We start from the raw sequence: 20,410 nt of genomic DNA on the forward strand, positions 1-20,410 counted from the left end.
GGCCGCTGAGCGCGCCGGACGGCACCGGGGGTGTCGCGGTCCCGCGCGGCCCGGACTAACCTCGGCCGGGTAGAGACGCAGGTCACCGACGAAGGAGTCACCGCATGAGCGAGGCCTTGGCCAACCTGCTGAACGAGACGCGCCAGTTCCCGCCGCCGGCCGCACTCGCCGCCCAGGCCAACGTCACCGCCGGCGCGTACGACGAGGCCGGCGCGGACCGGCTCGCCTTCTGGGAGCGGCAGGCCGGCCGGTTGGCCTGGGCCAGGCCGTGGGACGAGGTGCTCGACTGGTCGAACCCGCCGTTCGCGAAGTGGTTCGTCGGTGGCCAGCTCAACGTGGCGTACAACTGCCTGGACCGGCACGTGGAGGCCGGCCTGGGCGACCGGGTGGCGATCCACTGGGAGGGCGAGCCGGGCGACACCCGCACCCTCACCTACGCCGACCTGCACCGGCTGACCTGCCAGGCGGCGAACGCGCTGACCGACCTGGGGGTGGTCGCCGGTGACCGGGTGGCGATCTACCTGCCGATGATCCCCGAGGCGGCGGTGGCGATGCTGGCCTGCGCCCGGATCGGCGCGACCCACAGCGTGGTCTTCGGCGGGTTCTCCGCCGACGCGCTGAGCAACCGCATCTCCGACGCCAGCGCGAAGGTGGTGATCACCGCCGACGGCGGCTACCGGCGGGGCAAGCCGTCGGCGCTGAAGCCGACCGTGGACGAGGCGGTGGCGAACTGCCCGTCGATCGAGCACGTGCTGGTGGTCCGGCGCACCGGCGAGGAGGTCGGCTGGTCGGCGAAGGACCACTGGTGGCACGAGACGGTCGAGACGGCGTCGGCCGAGCACGTCGCGCAGCCGTTCGACGCCGAGCACCCGCTGTTCATCCTCTACACCAGCGGCACGACCGCCCGCCCGAAGGGCATTCTGCACACCACCGGCGGCTACCTCACCCAGGCCGCGTGGACGGCGCACGCGGTGTTCGACCTGAAGCCTGCGACCGACGTCTACTGGTGCACCGCCGACATCGGCTGGGTCACCGGGCACTCCTACATCGTGTACGGGCCGCTGGCCAACGGCGCCACCCAGGTGATGTACGAGGGCACCCCGGACACCCCGCACAAGGGCCGGTTCTGGGAGATCGTCGACAAGTACAAGGTCAGCATCCTCTACACCGCGCCGACGCTGATCCGCACCATGATGAAGTGGGGCGAGGACATCCCGGCGGGCTTCGACCTGTCGTCGCTGCGCCTGCTGGGCAGCGTCGGCGAGCCGATCAACCCGGAGGCGTGGATGTGGTACCGCCAGCACGTCGGCCGGGACGAGCTGCCGATCGTGGACACCTGGTGGCAGACCGAGACCGGCGCGATCATGATCTCCCCGCTGCCCGGGGTGACCGCGGCCAAGCCGGGTTCGGCGATGACCCCGCTGCCCGGCGTCGTCGCCGACGTGGTGGACGACCAGGGCCAGTCGGTGCCTAACGGCGGGGGCGGCTACCTGGTGCTGCGCGAGCCGTGGCCGTCGATGCTGCGCACCATCTGGGGCGACGACAACCGGTTCATCGAGACGTACTGGTCCCGGTTCGAGGGGATGTACTTCGCCGGGGACGGCGCCAAGAAGGACGACGACGGGCACATCTGGCTGCTCGGCCGGGTCGACGACGTGATGCTGGTGTCCGGGCACAACATCTCCACCACCGAGGTGGAGTCGGCGCTGGTGTCGCACCCGGCGGTGGCCGAAGCGGCGGTGGTCGGCGCGACCGACCCGACCACCGGGCAGGCGATCGTCGCGTTCGCCATCCCGCGTGGCACCGCCGACACCGCGGGCGAGGCGGGTGAGCAGCTCATCGCCGAGCTGCGCAACCACGTCGCGAAGACGCTCGGCCCGATCGCCAAGCCCCGGCAGATCATGCTGGTGCCGGAGCTGCCGAAGACCCGCTCCGGCAAGATCATGCGCCGGTTGCTGCGGGACGTGGCGGAGAACCGGTCGCTGGGTGACGTGACGACGCTCCAGGACTCCTCGGTGATGGAGCTGATCTCCTCCGGACTCAGCGGTGGGAAGTCCGACGAGGACTGACGACAGCCGTACCCGACGGTGGGTGCCGGTCCGTGAGGGCCCGGCACCCACCGTCTTTTTAGGGGTACGAATCGGTCGGTAGGCCGAGCCGGCTCGGGCTGAACGGGCAGAGGCGGCGTCGCCCCCTTCCGGGTGAGAACCCTTCTCATTTAGGTTCAGCGATATCGACTGGGCTCGACAGAGGTCTCACCGGCGATCCCTTTCCCATGCCCGAGAAACGGAGTGGCATGAACATTCTCCCGTCCACCAGGGCACGTCGACGGCTCCTCGTCGCGTTGCCCGCCCTCGCTCTCGTCGCCTCGTCACTGACCGTGACCGGCAGCGCGGCGGCCAAACCTGCCGGGCCGGCCACACCGACCCGGATCGGGGCCGACGAGCACTACCTCAACTACGCCGAGCCGGAGGTGCAGCCGGACACCGCGGGTAAGGAGGTCCGGGGCGCCGACGGGATCCGCACCCCGGCGGCGGACGAGGCCCGCGCGTACGACCGTAAGTTCGCCGGCGGCAATCCGCTGGCCGCCCGGGAACTGGCCCGCAACGAGGCGCGGGCGATCCGGACCGGGCAGAGCCCGCGTGCGTTCAAGAAGGCCAAGAGCACCCAGACGGCCAAGCTGCTCACCCTGCTTGTCGAGTTCAACGACCAGGCCAACGACGACTTCACCGGGGTGATGGTCCCCAAGACGGTCTTCGAGGACCGCACCTGCGTGCCCGGCACCGTGCAGAACGGCCCGAAGCACAACAACATCCCCGACCCGGCGACCCTGCCGCACGAGGACAACAACTCGATGTGGGTGCCGGACTTCTCCCCCGCCCACTTCGACAAGATGCTCTACACCAAGCAGGGCATCACCGAGCGGGTGCGTAAGGACCTCAAGGGACCGGACGGCAAGAAGGGCATCGACCTGTCCGGCCGCACCATGCACAACATGTACCTGGAGATGTCCAAGGGCGCGTACACGGTGGACGGGCAGGCCAGCCCGTGGATCACCGTGCCGCACTCGGAGGGCTGGTACGCGGCCTCGCGCTGCTTCCAGGACGAAACGGGCGCCTGGGTCGCCGGCCGGCAGCAGGCGATGAACGGCCACCCGGACAACCCGCAGGGCGCGGGGCGGCTCGCCACCGACGCGATCGACGCGCTGGCCGCGTCCGACCCCGACTTCCCGTGGGCCGACTACGACATCGAGGACCAGGGCGACCGGGACGGCGACGGCAACGTCAACGAGCCGGACGGCGTGATCGACCACCTGGTGCTGGTGCACGCCGGTCAGGGCAAGTCCCGGGGCGGTGGCGACCAGGGCGTGTACGCGGTCTGGGCGCACTCCTCGACGGTCGCCGGCGGCTACACCATCCCCGGCACCAACCTGAAGGTGTCCAACTACATCGTGCAGCCGGAGGACGCCGGGGTCGGCGTCTTCGCCCACGAGTTCGGTCACGACCTGGGTCTGCCGGACCTCTACGACACCTCGGGCAACGCCGACTCGGACGTCGACTTCTGGGACCTGATGGCGTCCGGCTCGCACACCGGTGAGATCTTCCAGGCCCTGCCCACCCACATGGGCATCTGGGACAAGTGGGTGCTGGGCTGGGCCGATCCGCTGACCATCGCCCCCGGCACCCGGACCCGGACGGCATCGCTCGGGCAGACCTCGCGGACCCCGGTGGGCACCCAGGACGGCATCAAGATCGACCTGCCGGACAAGGTGGTCACCCTCGCCCAGCCGCACAGCGGCACCGGCATGTGGTACAGCGGCGCCGACCAGGCGTGGGCGGACGTCAAGCTCAGCCGGCAGGTGGCCGTCCCGACCGCCGGTGACGCGAAGTTCTGGATGTGGAACAACTACGTCATCGAGGAGGACTGGGACTACGGCTTCGTGGAGGTCTCGACCGACGGCGGGGCCACCTGGGCCGAGCAGAAGGTCTACGACGAGGCCGGCGCGCTGGTCTCCACGAACGACGGTTACGCCGACCCGAACGGTCGCATGGTCGACTTCGGCAACAAGAAGTACGGCCTGACCGGCAGCACCGCCGGCTGGCGGCACGACTGGGTCGACCTGTCGGCGTACGCCGGGACGACCGTGCAGGTTCGGCTGCGGTACGCCACCGACGAGGCGTTCCAGGAGCGGGGCTGGTTCGTCGACGACCTGTCGGTCACCGGCGGCGGGGCCACCACGTTCAGCGACGACGTGGAGGGCGGCACGAACGGCTGGACGCAGACCGTCGGCACCTTCACCGACACCACCGGCGCGGGCTGGCACATCGACCCGGGCACCCAGGTCAAGGCGCAGTACTACCTGGCCGAGTGGCGCAACTTCGACGGTTTCGACATGGGCCTGAAGTACGCCTACGACACCATCTACTCGCACGAGGCGTGGAAGGTGGACCGGATCTCGTACAACGCGCCGGGCATGCTGGTCTGGTACCGGGACACGATGCTGGGCGACGTCAACCACGTCACCGGGCAGATGACCGCACTGCCCAGCTACGGGGCCAAGGGCGGGCTGCTGATCGTGGACTCGCACTACGACCCGCTGCGGCGTACCGGTGAGGCGGCGGCGAAGGACCCGTCGGTCCTGGACAACCTGCCGAGCCGGCCGCAGTCGGCGAACGCGGCGTTCTCGCTGAACCCGACGTACCCGTTCACCGAGTGCCTGGAGGCGGCGGACGAGCCGTACAGCGCGTACTGCACGAAGTTCGGGCGGCAGCGCCCGGTGTCGGGCTTCAACGACGCCAAGGGCTGGTACCCGGGCATCGAGATCCGCGACGGCTCGCCGTACGCCCGGGACAACGACGCCTCGGTGGTCGTCCCGTCGCGGGGCAACAAGCCGTACACCACCCGGGTGGTGAACCCGGACGGCACGCCGGCCACCGAGTTCTACGGCGTGACGCTGGGCGGTGGGGCGATCGTGCTCGGCACCGGCAACCCGTCGGACTCGAAGGTCCGCAACGGCGTCTCCATCAAGATCGAGTCGGCCGCGCCGGACAACTCGTACGCGGTCGTCCGGATCACTCCGGCGAAGTACTGAAGTCGCGCGTCGGGTACGCCCGGCGATGCGGTGGTAAGGGTCAGTAACTGACTGATTCGGTGAACGGTGGGCCGTCGGCGGACATGCCGGCGGCCCACTGTTTCCCGCATCCCGGCAACGGAATCGAAATACATCACTACGATTCCCAACCGGGCCGTCCGCGCTGCTCATGACCGTTGGTGAACACCCGGTGTGTGACGGTGAAAAGCGTTCCCATCAAAATCTTGCAACAAATCGACGCGGACATCTTCCCACCCGTCCCAGCAGTGTCTATGTTCACCATGGGTCCCACTAGTGGGACGTCCCATGCCGGCCCGTACCCCCGTTGGGCCGGTTCCCTCACACCGGAGGTACCACGTGCGCAAAGTCGCAGTGGGTCTGCTCGGGCTCTCGCTGACGGCGACAGGTCTGGTGACGGGTACGTCCGCCAGCGCCGCGCCGACGCCGAAGCTCCCGACGGCGGCCCCGTCGGTCGCGGAACCCGCTCACGCGGACCACGATCTGCCCAACCCGCTCGAAACCAAGCGGCGGGCACTGCGCCAGGAGGGCCTCAGCGAGGTCCTCTCCGGCAAGGCCAAGGCGCAGAAGATCAACGGCAGCACGGTCGTCAAGGTCGGCAAGACCCAGGCTGCGGGCAAGAACAACGCCCGGACGACGGCCTCGGGCGTCGCCCAGACGCAGGACCAGTACGTCGAGCTCGGCCGCGAGCAGACCGACAAGATCTTCGTGATCCTCGCGGAGTTCGGCAACGAGCGGCACCCGAGCTACCCGGACCAGGACACGGCCCCGGCCGTCCCCGGCCCGACCCGGTTCGACGGGCCGCTGCACAACGAGATCCCGGCCCCCAACCGGGCGGTGGACAACTCCACCGTCTGGCAGGCCGACTACAACGCCGACTACTACCGGAAGCTGTACTTCGGCACCGGGCAGGGCGACGAGTCGCTGAAGCAGTACTACGAGGCCCAGTCCTCGGGTCGCTACAGCGTCGACGGCGAGGTCACCGACTGGGTCAAGGTGAAGTACAACGAGGCCCGGTACGGCCGTTCCAACGGCTACCCGTGCGCCTCGAACGTCTGCAACAACACCTGGGCCCTGGTCCGGGACGCCGCCAACCAGTGGGTCGCCGACCAGAAGGCCGCCGGCCGCACCGACGCCCAGATCGCCGCCGACGTCAAGTCGATGGACGAGTGGGACCGGTACGACTTCGACGGCGACGGCAACTTCAACGAGCCGGACGGCTACATCGACCACTTCCAGATCGTCCACTCCGGCGGCGACCAGGCCGACGGCGACCCGATCCAGGGTGAGGACGCCATCTGGAGCCACCGGTGGTATGCCTTCGCCAGCGACCAGGGCAACACCGGCCCGGCGAACTTCCCGGCCGGCGGCACCCAGATCGGCAACACCGGCGTCTGGATCGGCGACTACACGATCCAGCCGGAGAACGGTGGCCGGAGCGTCTTCTACCACGAGTACGGCCACGACCTCGGTCTGCCGGACGACTACAACGTCATCAACAGCGGTGACAACAACAACGAGCACTGGACCCTGATGGCCCAGAGCCGGCTCGGTGCCAAGAACGACGGTGGCATCGGCGAGCGCGGCGGCGACCTCGGCGCGTGGAACAAGCTCCAGCTCGGCTGGCTCGACTACGAGGTCGTGGTGGCCGGCCAGCAGAAGACCCTCAACCTGGGCCCGCAGGAGTACAACTCCGACAAGGCGCAGGGTGCCGTGGTCGTGCTGCCGCAGCGGGAGTACAGCTTCCAGAACGGCAAGCCGTTCGAGGGGACGAAGCAGTTCTTCTCCGGCAACGACGACGACCTGAACACCACGATGACGCGGACGATCGACCTCACCGGGAAGACCAGCGCCGCGCTCACCATGAAGGGTCGTTACTCGATCGAGGCGGACTACGACTACCTCTTCTTCGAGGCCAGCACCGACGGCGGCCAGACCTGGGCCACCCTGCCGGGTACCGCCAACGGCAAGGCCCTCAAGGAGATCTCCCCCGGGCGCTTCGCCCTGGACGGCTCCAGCAACGGCCAGTGGGTCGACGTCAACATCCCGATGAACGCCGCGGCCGGCAAGGTGGTGCAGTTCCGGCTGCGCTACCAGACCGACGGTGGTGTCTCTGAGGGCGGCTTCTACGGTGACGCGATCACCATCACCGCCGACGGGCAGACCGTGCTCACCGACGGTGCGGAGGCCGGTGCCGCCGGTTGGACCCTGAACGGGTTCAGCATCGTGGCCGAGACCTACATCCGCAAGTTCGACAACTACTACATCGCCGGCAACCGGTCGTACGTGTCGTACGACCAGTACCTCAAGACCGGCCCGTACTACTTCGGTTACGCGAACAGCCGCCCGGACTACGTGGACCACTACGCGTACCAGGAGGGTCTGCTGATCTCCTACTGGAACCTCCGGTGGGCCGACAACGACACCTTCGACCACCCGGGCGAGGGTCGGAACATGATCATCGACGCGCACCCGGAGCCGCTGTACAACCTGACCGGTGCCCCGTGGCGGGCCCGCGTCCAGGTGTACGACGCGCCGTTCAGCCTGAAGAAGGCGGACTCGTTCACGCTGCACATCAACAGCGTGCCGCAGTACGTCCGCGGCCAGGCCGCACAGCCGCTGTTCGACGACACCAAGCAGTACTGGTACCCGGAGCTGCCGAACCACGGCGTCAAGCTCCCGGCCACCGGCACCAAGATCCGCGTTGTGGAGCAGAACGGCACCTCGCTGAAGGTCCGCTTCTCCTGATCCGCTGATCAGCCGCACCACCTGCTGTGACCCGATGCCCGGGCAGGACTCCTGCCCGGGCATCGGCCCGTCCGGGGCCGGCCGGATGCCGGTCCGCCGCCGCCGTGGCAGGCTGGCTCTGCGCGTACCCGTGACGGGTACGCCGGGAACGGAGGCGACCGTGACCGACGACCCGACCCCGACCACCGACCCGCCGGCCGGCACCCGACCGCCGGCCCACCGCCCACCGGCACCGCCCACCGGCCGCGCGGCGACGCCGGGCCCGCCCGCCGGCCGACCGGCACCGCTCTCCGCCGCACCGCCGCCCGCCCCGCGCCGGCCCGCCGCACCCCCACGGCACCCCACCGACCGACGCCGGCCGGACCGGCTCGCCGGCCGGATCACCCGGGGCGGCGACGGCCCCTGCTATGGCCTGGTCACCGACGACGGCCACGAGTACGCGCTGCACGGCCCCGGCCTGGGCACCGTCGCCGCCGGCAGCACCGTCGTGGTCACCGTCGACCCGGCCGCGCCAGCGGCCGCCTGCGGCCCCGGCACCCCGGTCGGCGTCGTCCGGATCAGCGTCGTCCGCTGAGTCCGCTCAGCCCGCCGACAACCGGTCCGAGGCGCGAGCGGCCGTCCACGCGGGTCGGCGGGGCGATCGACAGGCGCCGAGGTCCTAGGCTGTGGCCATGACCGAGCAGCGTGGCGGGCCCACCGACGAGTCCTGCGTCCTCACCGAGGGGCCGTGGACGCACCGGTTCGTCGGCGCGAACGGCAGCCGGTTCCACGTCGTGGAGGCGGGCACCGGGCCGATGGTGCTCTTCCTGCACGGCTTCCCCGAACACTGGTGGGCCTGGCACAGGATGCTCCCCGCCGTCGCCGACGCCGGCTTCCGGGCCGTCGCGGTGGACCTGCGCGGTTACGGCGCCAGCGACAAACCACCCCGGGGGTACGACGGTTACACCCTCGCCGCCGACGTCGCCGGCCTGATCCGCGCGCTCGGGGAGCGGTCCGCCACCGTCGTCGGCACCGGCTCGGGCGGGCTGATCGGCTGGACAGCCGCCTCGTTCCACCCCACCCTGGTCCGCCGGCTGGTGGTGCTCGGCGCGCCCCATCCGCTGCGGTTGCGCGCGGCCATCTTCGCCGACCCGCGCGGTCAGTTCGCCGCCTCCACCCCGGCGCTGAAGTTCCAGCTCCCCCGGTACGAGCACGTACTCACCCGCGACGACGCCGCCGAGGTGCAGCAGATGCTGAGCCGCTGGGGCGGCCCCCGCTGGGTGACCGGCCCCGACTTCGCCGGGTACGCGCAGCGCTGCCGGGAGGCGATGCTGATCCCGCAGGCCGCCTTCTGCGCGCTGGAGGGCTACCGGTGGGCATTCCGCTCAGTGCTGCGGCTGCACGGCTACCGGTTCGTCCGGCTGATGCAGAAGCCCCTGGTCACCCCCACCCTCCAGCTGCACGGGGCGGCCGACGTCGCGTCCCTGCCGCGCACCGCTCAGGGCTCCGGCCGGTACGTCAGCGCACCCTACGAGTGGCGGCTACTCGACGGGGTGGGCCACTTTCCCCACGTGGAGGCCGGCGACGTGGTGCTCGGCGAGATCCTGCGCTGGACCAAGTCCTGACCGTCGCGTTCCCGGTCGACGGTCCCCTGTCGACGGTGACGAACGTGTCGGGGCCGGGTCTCCGGGACCCATTTCCGGCCGGGGCCGACGGTCAGACGCGCTGCTCGCGCAGGTCGGCGACCTCGCCGGCCGGTGCCCAACCCTGGTAGACGCCGAAGTCGAAGACCTCCAGCCCCATCGCCTGCGCCACCGGCCAGCGACCACCCGTGTACTCGACCCGCAGCCACCCGTCGTGCTCGCCGAGCACGATGAACGGCTGCCCCTGCCAGGTGCAGGTGGTCCGCACGTACGCCAGGTCCTCGACCTCACCGGCCGGCACGACCCGCACGTACCGGCCGGGGCGTACCTCCTCGAAGCCGTCGGCGGGTTCCGGCTGGTAGATCCGTACGTGGTCGCCGTCCGGGCTGACCTGGTACTCCCGTCCCTGCCAGCGGGCGACGTAACCGTCACGCATCACGGCTCGCCCACCCGTCGCCAGACCAGCGCGTCGGTGTCCAGGATGGCGATCACCCGTTCGCTGCCCTCCGTGCCGATCCGCCAGAGCTGTGCGCCGTGCGGCAACCGGGCACTGTCCACCTTGAACTCGGCCACCACGTCGCTGCTCTCCCCGGGGGCGAACCCGTTGCCCCGGAACGGCCCACGCTCGATCACCCAGCCCTCCATGGCCCGCATCGCCGCCTCGTTCTGCCCGCCGTACGGGATGCGGTAGAGACTCGGGCGGTACGCGGGCCAGCGCAGCACGTAGATGGCCTCGGCGTCGCGGGCGAAGGGTGAATCGGGGTATCCCAGCCCCAGGGCGTCGTGCAGTTCCGCCGGGGTGGTCAGGTGGGCCAGTTCGCCGGCCCGGTGCACGAACCCGGAGACCCGGTCGTAGCCGCGTTCCAGGTAGTAGGCGAGTTGGCTCGGGGCGACCGCCTTCTGCATCACCACCGGACGGGACGGGTCGGTGGCCGGTGGGGCGTACCGGGTGCGTTCGGCGGGTGCCTCGGCGGCGGCCACCGGCTCGACCTCCGCCTCGTCACCGAGCCCGACCTCGGCCGCCCAACTGGCCAGGGCCACGATCTGCTCACCGGGGAGCTTGGCCCCGACCGGGGTGCCCGGATTGACGGCGAACGCCCAGCTCGGGTCCGGCCACCGCCGGATCAGCTGTACGAAGCGCACCTCGATCGTTTCGACAGGCGGCACGTCGTGCTCGGCCAGCCGCTCCGGTGAGGTGTAGACCACCACGTACGTCTCACCGTCGGTCGTCCCGGTACGCCACTGGAAACCGGGCTCGCCGGGACGGCTGCCGGCCACCGAATCGGGGTTGACCGGGAGCAGCACCCGGGCCAGCAGCAGGGTGGAGAGGAAACCGTCGGTGCTGCCCGCGCCGACCGCGTCCAATAGGTTCTCCTCGACCTCGTTGGCCGGCAGGAACGGCTCGTCGGCGGTCGTCGGGGTGTCCGCACCGGCGGACGTCGACGGGGTCCCGGGTGGCGTGCTCCCGGTCGCGGCCGGGGTGGTGGCCGGGCCCGGTGCCGCCGGGGAGGTCGGAGCGGCCGGAGAAGTCGGCGCGGCTGGGGAGGTCGGCATGGCGGTGCCCGGTGCCGCAGGGGAGGTCTGCGCGGCCCGTTCGGCGGCCGGGGTCCACAGGTCGACCGGGGTGGAACGCGGGTCGGCACCGTCCGCTGCCGGCGCGGTAGCCGTCGGGACCGCTCCGGCGGCAGGCCGTGCCGGCGCACCGTCGGTGACGGCACCTGCGGCGTGCCCCGTCGGGGCGGGGGCGACTGACCCCGCCGCCGGGCTCCCGGCGGGCGCGCTGCCCGCCGGTACGGCATCGGCCGTCGGAGCGGTCCACGCCTGCGCCTCCGCAGCCGGTCCGGTGACCGGCACCGCCGGTGCGGATGCGGACGGTGCCGGGGTGGGCGGTGCCGCCGGTGCGGAAGGTGCCGGTGCCGACGGTGCCGAAAGGACGGTCGGAGCGCTGACCGGCGGGGTCACCGACATCGGCGAGGCTGCCGCGTCCGGTGGGGCCGCCGTCACCTCCCCGCGGACCTTCGCGGCGGCCCGCTCGGCGGACGGGGTCCACAGGTCACCCGGGGCGGGGCGGGACCGGGTGACCGGTGGCGGGCCGGCGGGCGACGGCGGAGCGGCGGGCGACGGCGGGGGAACCGGTCCGGGTGCGGACGGACTTGCGGGAGCGCTGAACGACCCGCCCGTCCCGTTCAGGTTGACCGTGTCCTCGGCACCCGGCCCCCCGGCCGGGGGCGCTGCGGGCGCGGGTGCCGACGTCGGCACCTGCGGCGGCGCGGGAGCAGCGGCGGGCACGAACGGCGCGGCGGCCGGCCGGGGGACGACCGGCGGCGCGGAAGCCGCCGGGGGGACGACCGGCGGGCCCTGGGCGGCGGGCGGGGCCGGCGCGGGGACGACCGGGAGGTCGCGGGACTCCAGGATCACACCCTCTATCACGATGGGCATGAACCCCCGGCGGGACACCGGCGGCGCGGAGACCGGCTCGGCGACGGAGGGCGGCAACTCCTCCGCCTCGCCCCGGGCGGGCCGGGCCGGAGCGGTCGGCCCGCCCGGGCCGGTCGGAGCAGCCGGGCCGGTCGGAGCAGCCGGACCGGCAGGTCGGGCGGCGAACGGGTCGACCGCCGGGTGGGGCTGACGCACCTCGGAGGAGGACCCGTCGGGGGTGGGCTGCCGGCGGGGCAACGCCTGGGTGGCGTCCGCCGTCGGTGGTGGCGTGCGGAAGGCCCGGGTCGCCTCCTGCGCCGCCGGGCCGACGTGGAAGGCCCGGGTGGGTTCCCCGCCGGGCGGGTCCACCCGGAAGGCGCGGGTCGGCTCCTCGGCCAGCGGGTCCGGGGAACGGCCGGCCGGGGGCGTTCCGTTGCCCGGGCCCGACGGGGCCGGCGGGTCGGTCACCCGGAACGCGCGGGCGGCTTCGTCCTCACCCGGTTGGGTGGGTGCGGGGCGACGTCGGGGGAAGGGTTGACCGCCCATCCCGGGCCGGGTCGGAGGGACCGCCCGCTCACCCGAGCGCAGCGGATTGTCGCGGGGTGACCGGGCGGCACCCCGGGTGCTGGACGGCTCGAAGAACGAGGTGCGTCCGTTGGCCGGGCCGGCGGGCTCCTCGCCCAGCAACCGGCGGCGGGGAACCGCCGGCCAGCCGGCATTGGTCGTCCCCGGCGTGGCGGAGGGCTCGGGGAAGGCGGGTCGCCCCTGCTCGGGCGGGCCGGCGGTGGTGGTACGCGGGCCACCACCGGGCGGGCCACCACCGGGCGGGGTGACCGGATGCCCCCGCTCGTCGGTCAGCGACGCGCCCGTAGCCGGGCGGATGCCACCCCCGGCGGGTGGCGCGGCGGCGGACGACGCCGGCCGGGGCTGGGCCCAGCCGGTGGACAGGTCGGCGGTCGGCTCGACGTCGGCCGGCCTGCCGGGCGTGGGCCGCACCGGCGGCTGGTCGACCTCCCCCCGGGACCGCGCTCCCGGGGCGCGGCCGGGCAGCCGGACGTCACCCCGGGAAAGCTGCGAGACGAACCAGGCGGGCAGGTAGCCCTCGATCGGCAGCCCGGGGTTCACCGCAAGCCACCACTCGTGGTTGGGCCACTCGGCGGCCAGGTCGGCGTAGCGGCTGCGCCGGTAGGGGCCGGCGGAGGACCCGAGACAGGCGTGCATCGCGGCGGCCGAGGTGAAAGCCAGCACGTGGGTGCGGCCACCGGTGGTCCAGGTGCCCCAGCCCATCGGCGTCGCCCCGGCGAGGGCCTGACCGGAGACCGGGAGGAAAAGCTCCGAACCGGCCAGAATCCGGAAGTAGAACTCCTGGTCAGCGGCGTGCAACGCGTCCCGCATCGCCTTCTCGGCCTCGGTAGCCGGCTCCCAGTCGGTCACGGCCACCTCTCCTCCCGGATCAGGCCACAGGCGTCGCGTACAACCTACAAGGTGAAAACAAGATCACGATAAGTCGGTCACCGGCCGGGCAGCCTGGTAGCAGACCGGGCGCTAACATCCCGTTGCGGAGTCGACACGATACGGAGGCGGTCGATGTCCCGATCCGGCAGCCGACGACCGTTCGTCACCCTGGCAGCGGCCCTGCTCGCCGTGCCACCGACAGCCGTCGTGGCGTCGGTCACCCCGGCCCGCGCCGCCCCCGCCTGCACCGCGTCGCCCGCGCCGGCCCGTCCGGTCGCCGCCACCCCGTGGCCCCAGCGACGGTACGCCCCACAGCGGCTCACCCCGTTGGCCACCGGGTCCGGCGTCACCGTGGCGGTGGTGGACTCGGGCGTCGACCGGCGGCACCCCCAACTCCGGGGGCGGGTGCTCGACGGCGCGGACTTCCTCGATCCGGGCGGCGACGGCACCCGGGACTGCGCCGGTCACGGCACCGGGGTGGCCAGCATCATCGCCGCCGGGGAAGGCTCCGGGGTGACCTTCCGGGGGCTCGCACCCGACGCCCGCATCCTGCCGGTACGGGTCAGCGAACAGCAGGTCGTCGAGGGGCGGGAGTCGGGGCGTACGGTCAACGCCGCCGGTTTCGCCCTCGCGGTGCGGTGGGCGGTGGACCACGACGCCGACGTGCTCAACCTCTCCGTCGTCCTGTACGCCGACAACCCGGCCGTCCGCGAGGCGATCGACTACGCGCTGCGGCGGGACGTGGTGGTGGTGGCCGCCGCCGGCAACCTGCACGACGGCGGGGACCCGCTGCCCTATCCGGCGGCGTACGACGGGGTGCTCGGCGTCGGCGCGGTCACCCCGGACGGGGTGCGCGCCCCGTTCTCCCAGGTCGGCCCGTACGTCGACCTGGTCGCGCCGGGCGGCGACGTGCTGATGGCCGCGCCGGGGCAGGGGCACCGGCGGGCCGAGGGCACCAGTTACGCCGCCCCGTTCGTGGCGGGCACCGCAGCCCTGCTGCGGCAGTACCGCCCGGAACTCGACGCCGCCGAGGTGGCCCGCCGCATCGTCGGCACCACCGATCCGGCACCGGGCGGCCGGGAGGGCGGTTACGGTGCCGGGGTGCTCAACCCGTACCGGGCGGTGGTGGAGACCGGTGGTGCTCCCCGGCCGGTCGCCCGCCCGACGACGGTCCTGCCGGTGCCGCAGGCCGACCCGGCGTCGCTGGCGCAGGGGCACCGGCGGGCGGCGGCTCGGCACCGGGCGTTGCTGGTCGCCGCGGCCGCCGGCGCGACGGTGGTGGTGGCGGTGCTGCTGGCCGTGGTGGTGCCCCGGGGCGTCCGCCGCCGTTGGCACCCGGCCTGACGGTGACGCCCGGCCCTCGACCGGCCGGGCGTCACCACCGGGAGCGTCACCCTCGCAGAGCCGCCGGAGCAGCCGGAGCAGCCATGGCCGCCGCAGATCCGCCGGGTGGCCCGCTCACTGGAACAGACCGGTGTTGCGTTTCTCGGTGTCGAGGTAGTCGGCGGCGGAGTCGTCCACGGCGAGTTTGATGTCCCGCAGCATCGCCTGGAGATCCTGCGACGCGGAGCGCCACCGCGCCTGCCGCTGCTCGTACGCGCGGCGGGCCTCGCCGTCCCAGCCGGCGACCAGCGGGGCGGCGTCCCGTTCGAGCTGGCCGAGCTGCGCGTCGAGGGTGTTCAGTGCCTTCTGGATGTCCGCGCCTGCCTGGTGCAGCGCGGCGAAGTTGACGACCAGCACACCGTGGTCCATCGGATCGTTCCTCCCCGGGGATCTGGTTAGAGCGGCAGTTGGATGCCGCGACTGGTACCGGCGACCCGGCCGGCGGCCTCGGTGTCCGAGGCGTCGTACTGGCGGCCGGCGGTGCGGATGGCCGCCGCCGTCTCCCGCAGGGCCCGGTGCAGCGCGGCCTGGTCCCGCCCCCACTGCTGTTTGACCTGCTCGAAGGAGCGCCCACCGGCGCCCCGCCAGGCCTGCTGCAACACCTCCAACTCGGCCATCAGGCCGGTCAGCATGGCCTGCAACGACTGGTCCACCTGCTCGAACCTGGTGGCGGTGTGGTGCATCACCGCCGCTTCTGCCTGGGTCTGGGACACCCGGACGTCACCTCGTCTCCCCGGTCGGGGCCGACCGCCGGCCGTCCACCACGGACGCGCCGTCCGTCGGCATGGGACCGGACGGACCTGGTCGGCGAATCAGTCGCTGACGGTAGTCGCACCGTCGCCATTGTGCTACCCCGCCCACCTCCCCTGTGGACAACCCGCCCCGACGCCGGCCGGCAGGACCCCACCGGGCCGGCCGGGCCACTACGATGGGTCACATCCCCGTCGCTTTCCGGTCCCGGCCGGAGGTTCCTGACGGGCACCCCGGTCGGTGGCGATGGGCACACGGAGGAGATGCGGTGACGGCGAGCACGACCGACCGACCGCTCCGGCGGGCCACCGAGAGCCCGCCCCGGCCCCGCAGCGGCACCGCCGTACACCCCGGTCAGGTCGTCGCCACGCAGGTGGCGCTCGCGTTGCCGGTGGCCGCGTACGGTCGCGGGCCGGTGCCGGCGGTGCTCGCCGCGGTCGGTGCGGTGGTCCTGGCCGGTCTCGGCTGGGGGCGCTGGCGCGGGCGGTGGCTGTTCGACTGGTGGGGCACCGCCGCCGGGTTCCTCACCCGCCGGCACGCCCTGCCCGCCGGCACCGCCCCGGAAGCCCTCCTGGGCCTGCTGCTCCCCGACGCCGCGCTGGCCGGCGTCGAGCTGGCCGACGGGCCGGCGGGGGTGGTCGACGACGCCACCGGGCTGACCGTCCTGCTCGACCTGGGCGACCCGGGCGATCTGCTCGGCGACCGGTCCCACCCGCTGCCGGCGCCCGGCACGCTGCTGCCGCCGGCCGGGCCGGAGCAGCCGCCGGTGCGGGTGCAGGTGCTGCTGCACGCCGTGCCGGCCCCGGCGGCGGCCGGTGGCGCGGCCGGCACGTCGTACCGGCAGTTGACCGAGGGGCGGATACCGGGTCAGGAGCGGGCCCTGCTCGCCGTCCGGGTGATGCGGGCACCCGGCTGGTCCGACGCGGACCTGCGCCGGGCGCTGGCCGGCACGGTGCGTCGGATCGTCCGCCGGGTGGGGCCGCTGCCGGCCCGTCCGCTGGGCGGGCACGCCGCGCTGCGGGTACTGGCCGAACTCGCCCACCACGACCACGACCGGCCGGTGCGCGAGAGCTGGTCGACGCTGTGCGCCGGCGACCAGCACCAGGCCACCTTCCGGTTGGTCCGCTGGCCGGACGCCCGGGTCGATCCGGGCCGCCGGTTGGTGTCCCGGCTGCTGGCCCTGCCGGCGACCGCCACCACCGTCGCGCTCGGGGCCGGCCCGCGCGTCGGCGACGCCGCACCGGCGACGTGCCTGACGGTACGGCTGGCCGCCACCACGCCGGTCGCGCTGGAACACGCCGCCGAGGGGTTGTCCCGGCTCGTCGCCGACGCCGGTGGTGAGCTGCGTCGACTCGACGGGGCGCAGTTGCCCGGCCTGACCGCCACGTTGCCGTTGGCGGTGCCCGGGGTGGCCACGCCGGGGGTCGAGCCGCCGGAGCTGACCCTCGGCGGGGCGGGGCTGATGGTGGGGGCCAACCGGCAGGGCGGCGCGGTGACGGTCCGGCTGTTCCGCGCCGGGGGCACCCGGCTGGTGCTGGTCGGCGGGCTGGCGGCGGCCCAGTTGCTGGTGCTGCGGGCGTTGGCGCTGGGGGCCGGGGTGCTGGTGCAGACCGGTCGACCACGCGCCTGGGAACCGTTCGTACGCGGGGTCGGCGGTCAGCAGGGCGGGGTGGTGGTGGTTCCCAGCGGGCGGGCGGTCGGCGTCACCGGCTCCCCGCTGCGTCCGCTGCTGGTGGTGGTCGACGCGGGTACGACGGCCGGCGAACCGCCGCCCGGGGCGGGGTGGGTGTCCACCCTGGTGGTCCGGGACGGGCTGACCCCGGCGGACGTCGACACCCTCGGCCGCGCCGACCTGGCGGTGCTGCAACCCCTCGACCCGTCGGAGGCCGCCCTGGCGGGGGCCGCGCTGGGGCTGGGCGGTGCGGCGGAGTGGTTGACCCGCATCCGGGACGACATGGTCGCGGTGGTCAACCGGCGGGCGCTGCGCTGGGCGCTGCTCTCGCCCACCCCGATCGAGTCGCAACTGGTCGGTCGGCCCGGCCGGCGCTGACCCGCACGGGTCACCGTGGTTTCCCCGGCTGGACGGCACGTGACACGATCCCGGCCATGGATTTCCTGAAGGGCCTTCTGATCCGGCTGGGCTCCACGGTGGTGGCCTTCTGGCTGGCGACGCTGCTCATCCCCGGTATCACGCTCGACACCGGCTCGGCCGGCGAGGCGATCGTCACCCTGGTGCTGGTCTCGGTGATCTTCGGCGTGGTCAACGCGGTGCTCCAGCCGGTCATCAAGACCGTCGGCTGCGGCTTCTACCTGCTCACCCTCGGGCTGATCGCGCTGGTCGTCAACGGGCTGCTGTTCCTGCTCACCAGCTGGATCGCCGGGCAGGCGGACCTGCCGTTCCACGTGGACGGGTTCTGGCCCGAGGCGGTGCTGGGCGCGCTCCTGGTCGGCATCGTGACCTGGATCCTCGGGGCGATCCTCGACCGCGACTGACCCGGTCGCCGGCCACCGCCCCGGACGGGGGTGGTGGCCGGCCGGTTCGATCCGCGACCATCTCGCCGGGTACGGCGTACGCCGAATCGCGCCGACGCCCACGGGGTGTACGCGAAGCTGGGTTTCACCCCGGCTTCCCCGGACCGGTGGACGGAGTGGGTGGACCAGCGGTGACCCCGCTCACCGGAAAGGAGCCTGATCCGCCCGCACCCCTTACGGTGGGATCGTGACTCCGCTGCGGCTCGGCTACCTCTACGGCTTTGGTGCGTACCTGATCTGGGGTTTCATCCCGCTCTACCTGAGGTTGCTCCGCCCGGCCGGGCCGATGGAGATCCTCGCCCACCGGATCATCTGGTCGGTGGTGTTCGTCGCGCTGCTGCTCGCCGCCCTGCGCAACGTCGGCTTCCTGCGGTCGCTGGCCCGCCGCCCCCGGACACTGGCCGGGATCGTCGTCGCGGCGGCGCTGATCGCGGTGAACTGGGGCACCTACATCTACGGGGTGGACTCCGCCCGGGTGGTGGAGACCGCCCTCGGCTACTTCATCAACCCGCTGGTGTCGGTGCTGCTCGGGGTGCTGGTGCTGCGCGAGCGGCTGCGCCCGGCGCAGTGGGTGGCGCTCGGGGTGGGCGCGGCGGCGGTCGCGGTGCTCACCGTCGACTACGGCCGGCTGCCCTACCTGGCGTTGATCCTGGCGGCCAGTTTCGCCGGCTACGGGTTGGCCAAGAAGCAGCTCGGGCTGCCGGCGGCGGAGGGGCTGTTCGTCGAGTCGGCGGTGCTGGCGCTACCCGCCCTGGGCTACCTGGGTTGGTTGGCGAGCCGGGGCGGGTCGACGTTCGGCGGGATCTCGGCCGGGCACACCGCGCTGCTGGTGGCGGCCGGGGCGGTGACGGCCGTCCCGCTGCTGCTGTTCGCGGGCGCGGCCAACCGGCTGCCGCTGACCGCGCTCGGCATGCTCCAGTACGTGGCCCCGGTCCTCCAGCTCGGCTGCGGCGTGCTGATCTTCCACGAGCCGATGCCGCCGGCCCGGCTGGCCGGTTTCACCCTGGTCTGGCTGGCCCTGGTGATCTTCAGCCTGGACGCGTTGCGCAACGGTCGACGCACCCGGGCCGCCGCCCGCGCCGCCGATCCGCTGCCCGCCGCCGCCCACTGAACCACCCGACCGCCGCGCGGCCCGCAGGATCAGCGGACGTCGTAGCTGAGCACCAGTGTCCCGTCGGCGCGCACCAGTTCGAGGCGGACCAGTTCGGCGTCGGTGAACCGGGTCGCCCCGCGCAGGTTCACGTCGTCGCCGGGGGCGGCCAGCCAGGAGGCGATCTGCTCGGTCGCGTCGTCCGGGCCCCGGGCCACCAGCCGGAACGTGTACGCCTTGCCGTAGCCGGCCGTCGCGTCGTACCCGCAGTGCATGGTGACCTCGGTGCCCCACTTGGTGCCGCTCAGCCCGATCTCGGCGTGCACCGCAGGGGTCTTGGCCGCGACCGGCGCCATCGACACCATCCGTACCGCCTGGGTGGTCGGCGCGGGCGTCGGAGCCGGACGCAGGGCGGACGCTCCGGCGACGCCCAGCACCAGGGCGAACCCGGCGGCGACGAGGGCGGTCAGCGCGTACCGTCGGCGGTTGCGGGCCCGTTCGCGGCGGCGGCGCTCCCGCGCGGTGGCGATCAGGTCGGGCACCCGGCTGACCTCGGGCGGTGGCGGAAGGAACTCCTCCAGCGTGGTCGGGTCGAGCCGGCCCAGCAGGCCCGGCAGCACGGCGATCTCGGCCACCGCGTCCCGGCACGCCGCGCACCCGGCGAGGTGCCGTTCGTAGGCGGCCCGGTCGGCGGGGGCGAGCGCACCCAGCACGTACGCGCCGTCGTCGTGTGCGAACTCGCAGCGGGTCATCCGGTCACCCCCATCTCGGCCAGGGCCAACCGTAGTGAACGCAGCGCGTAGTGGGTGCGCGACTTGACCGTCCCCGGGGGCACCCCCAGCCGGGCCGCCGCCTCGGCCACCGAACGGCCCTGGTAGAAGCATTCGACCAGCACCTCCCGGTGGGTGGGGCTGAGCCGGTTCAGCGCCTCGGCGATGGTCCACGCCTCCACCGCGCGCTCCGCTTCGTCCACCGTCTCGGGCGGCTCGGGCAGGTCGTCGGTGAACACCTCGCCGACCCGGGTCGACCGTCGCCGCCAGGCGTCGATCGCCAGGTTCCGGGCGGTCGTGAAGAGCCACGCGCGGACCGAGCCGCGACGCGGGTCCAGCGACTCGGGGTGCCGCCAGGCCCGCAGCAGGGTCTCCTGCACCAGGTCCTCGGCCCGGGTGCGGTCCCCGTTGACCAGCCGCAGCGCGTGCGCGTAGAGCGCCTCGGCGTGCTCGTCGTGCAGGGCGCGCAGCAGTTGGGCGTCGTGGTCGCTGATGGTGATCCCCTCGCTTCCCGCCCGACGGGTCCGGCGAA

The 20,410-nt window shown here is 73.1% G+C and carries 15 protein-coding genes; 9 read left to right on the top strand and 6 right to left on the bottom strand.

Features of this window, described 5'->3' with window-relative positions:
* Nucleotides 1–104: 104 nt before the first annotated feature.
* The 5 genes from acs to ACN260_RS27440 all read left to right on the top strand — a co-directional run bounded on the left by acs (nucleotide 105) and on the right by ACN260_RS27440 (nucleotide 9,462).
* Nucleotides 105–2,069, top strand: a complete 1,965-nt coding sequence (acs, locus tag ACN260_RS27420) for an acetate--CoA ligase (RefSeq protein WP_422753707.1) — start codon at nucleotides 105–107, stop codon at nucleotides 2,067–2,069.
* Between the two features lie 227 nt (nucleotides 2,070–2,296).
* Nucleotides 2,297–5,092 (top strand): immune inhibitor A domain-containing protein, encoded by a 2,796-nt coding sequence (locus ACN260_RS27425; RefSeq protein ID WP_422753708.1) that lies wholly within the window; start codon nucleotides 2,297–2,299, stop codon nucleotides 5,090–5,092.
* Between the two features lie 372 nt (nucleotides 5,093–5,464).
* On the top strand, nucleotides 5,465–7,858 hold the full coding sequence (locus tag ACN260_RS27430) for an immune inhibitor A domain-containing protein (RefSeq protein ID WP_422756846.1): 2,394 nt from the start codon (nucleotides 5,465–5,467) through the stop codon (nucleotides 7,856–7,858).
* A gap of 160 nt (nucleotides 7,859–8,018) precedes the next feature.
* Entirely contained in the window at nucleotides 8,019–8,432 is a 414-nt protein-coding gene (locus ACN260_RS27435) for a hypothetical protein (RefSeq protein ID WP_422753709.1), read from the top strand.
* Nucleotides 8,433–8,529: 97 nt separating this feature from the next.
* On the top strand, nucleotides 8,530–9,462 hold the full coding sequence (locus ACN260_RS27440; protein WP_422753710.1) for an alpha/beta fold hydrolase: 933 nt from the start codon (nucleotides 8,530–8,532) through the stop codon (nucleotides 9,460–9,462).
* A gap of 91 nt (nucleotides 9,463–9,553) precedes the next feature.
* Here the strand turns inward: ACN260_RS27440 and ACN260_RS27445 are convergent, their stop codons facing one another.
* Together ACN260_RS27445 and ACN260_RS27450 are read right to left on the bottom strand one after the other, a co-directional pair.
* Entirely contained in the window at nucleotides 9,554–9,919 is a 366-nt protein-coding gene (locus ACN260_RS27445; RefSeq protein ID WP_357757219.1) for a hypothetical protein, read from the bottom strand.
* A complete protein-coding gene (locus ACN260_RS27450) occupies nucleotides 9,916–13,332 on the bottom strand; it encodes an SseB family protein (protein ID WP_422753711.1) in 3,417 nt (1,138 codons plus the stop codon). Before ACN260_RS27450 ends, ACN260_RS27445 begins: the two co-directional genes overlap by 4 nt.
* A gap of 153 nt (nucleotides 13,333–13,485) precedes the next feature.
* On the opposite strand from ACN260_RS27450, the gene mycP reads away from it, so the two are divergent.
* Entirely contained in the window at nucleotides 13,486–14,697 is a 1,212-nt protein-coding gene (mycP, locus tag ACN260_RS27455; protein ID WP_422753712.1) for a type VII secretion-associated serine protease mycosin, read from the top strand.
* Nucleotides 14,698–14,811: 114 nt separating this feature from the next.
* Here the strand turns inward: mycP and ACN260_RS27460 are convergent, their stop codons facing one another.
* Both ACN260_RS27460 and ACN260_RS27465 read right to left on the bottom strand, forming a co-directional pair.
* Nucleotides 14,812–15,105 (bottom strand): WXG100 family type VII secretion target, encoded by a 294-nt coding sequence (locus ACN260_RS27460; RefSeq protein ID WP_088646135.1) that lies wholly within the window; start codon nucleotides 15,103–15,105, stop codon nucleotides 14,812–14,814.
* Between the two features lie 26 nt (nucleotides 15,106–15,131).
* Complete coding sequence (locus ACN260_RS27465) at nucleotides 15,132–15,449, bottom strand: WXG100 family type VII secretion target (RefSeq protein WP_422753713.1); 318 nt, start codon at nucleotides 15,447–15,449, stop codon at nucleotides 15,132–15,134.
* Between the two features lie 305 nt (nucleotides 15,450–15,754).
* On the opposite strand from ACN260_RS27465, the gene eccE reads away from it, so the two are divergent.
* The 3 genes from eccE to rarD all read left to right on the top strand — a co-directional run bounded on the left by eccE (nucleotide 15,755) and on the right by rarD (nucleotide 19,129).
* The gene (gene eccE / locus ACN260_RS27470) at nucleotides 15,755–17,536 is read left to right on the top strand and encodes a type VII secretion protein EccE (RefSeq protein WP_422753714.1); all 1,782 of its coding nucleotides are present in this window, start codon (nucleotides 15,755–15,757) and stop codon (nucleotides 17,534–17,536) included.
* A 56-nt stretch (nucleotides 17,537–17,592) separates the two neighbouring features.
* Complete coding sequence (locus ACN260_RS27475) at nucleotides 17,593–17,979, top strand: phage holin family protein (RefSeq protein WP_422753715.1); 387 nt, start codon at nucleotides 17,593–17,595, stop codon at nucleotides 17,977–17,979.
* Between the two features lie 226 nt (nucleotides 17,980–18,205).
* Nucleotides 18,206–19,129, top strand: a complete 924-nt coding sequence (gene rarD / locus ACN260_RS27480; RefSeq protein WP_422753716.1) for an EamA family transporter RarD — start codon at nucleotides 18,206–18,208, stop codon at nucleotides 19,127–19,129.
* A gap of 29 nt (nucleotides 19,130–19,158) precedes the next feature.
* Here rarD and ACN260_RS27485 read toward each other — a convergent pair whose 3' ends face one another.
* On the bottom strand, nucleotides 19,159–19,860 hold the full coding sequence (locus ACN260_RS27485) for an anti-sigma factor family protein (protein WP_422753717.1): 702 nt from the start codon (nucleotides 19,858–19,860) through the stop codon (nucleotides 19,159–19,161).
* On the bottom strand, nucleotides 19,857–20,351 hold the full coding sequence (locus tag ACN260_RS27490; RefSeq protein WP_228543438.1) for a sigma-70 family RNA polymerase sigma factor: 495 nt from the start codon (nucleotides 20,349–20,351) through the stop codon (nucleotides 19,857–19,859). Before ACN260_RS27490 ends, ACN260_RS27485 begins: the two co-directional genes overlap by 4 nt.
* Nucleotides 20,352–20,410 lie beyond the last annotated feature (59 nt).

It is taken from the genome of Micromonospora sp. WMMD708, from assembly GCF_049315245.1.
GTDB classification, from domain to species: domain Bacteria; phylum Actinomycetota; class Actinomycetes; order Mycobacteriales; family Micromonosporaceae; genus Micromonospora; species Micromonospora wenchangensis.

Coding starts and splice junctions, on each gene's coding strand:
- acs (WP_422753707.1), top strand. CDS start 105: ATGAGCGAGGCCTTGGCCAACCTGCTGAACGAGACGCGCCAGTTCCCG.
- ACN260_RS27425 (WP_422753708.1), top strand. CDS start 2,297: ATGAACATTCTCCCGTCCACCAGGGCACGTCGACGGCTCCTCGTCGCG.
- ACN260_RS27440 (WP_422753710.1), top strand. CDS start 8,530: ATGACCGAGCAGCGTGGCGGGCCCACCGACGAGTCCTGCGTCCTCACC.
- mycP (WP_422753712.1), top strand. CDS start 13,486: ATGTCCCGATCCGGCAGCCGACGACCGTTCGTCACCCTGGCAGCGGCC.
- ACN260_RS27460 (WP_088646135.1), bottom strand. CDS start 15,105: ATGGACCACGGTGTGCTGGTCGTCAACTTCGCCGCGCTGCACCAGGCA.
- ACN260_RS27475 (WP_422753715.1), top strand. CDS start 17,593: ATGGATTTCCTGAAGGGCCTTCTGATCCGGCTGGGCTCCACGGTGGTG.
- ACN260_RS27485 (WP_422753717.1), bottom strand. CDS start 19,860: ATGACCCGCTGCGAGTTCGCACACGACGACGGCGCGTACGTGCTGGGT.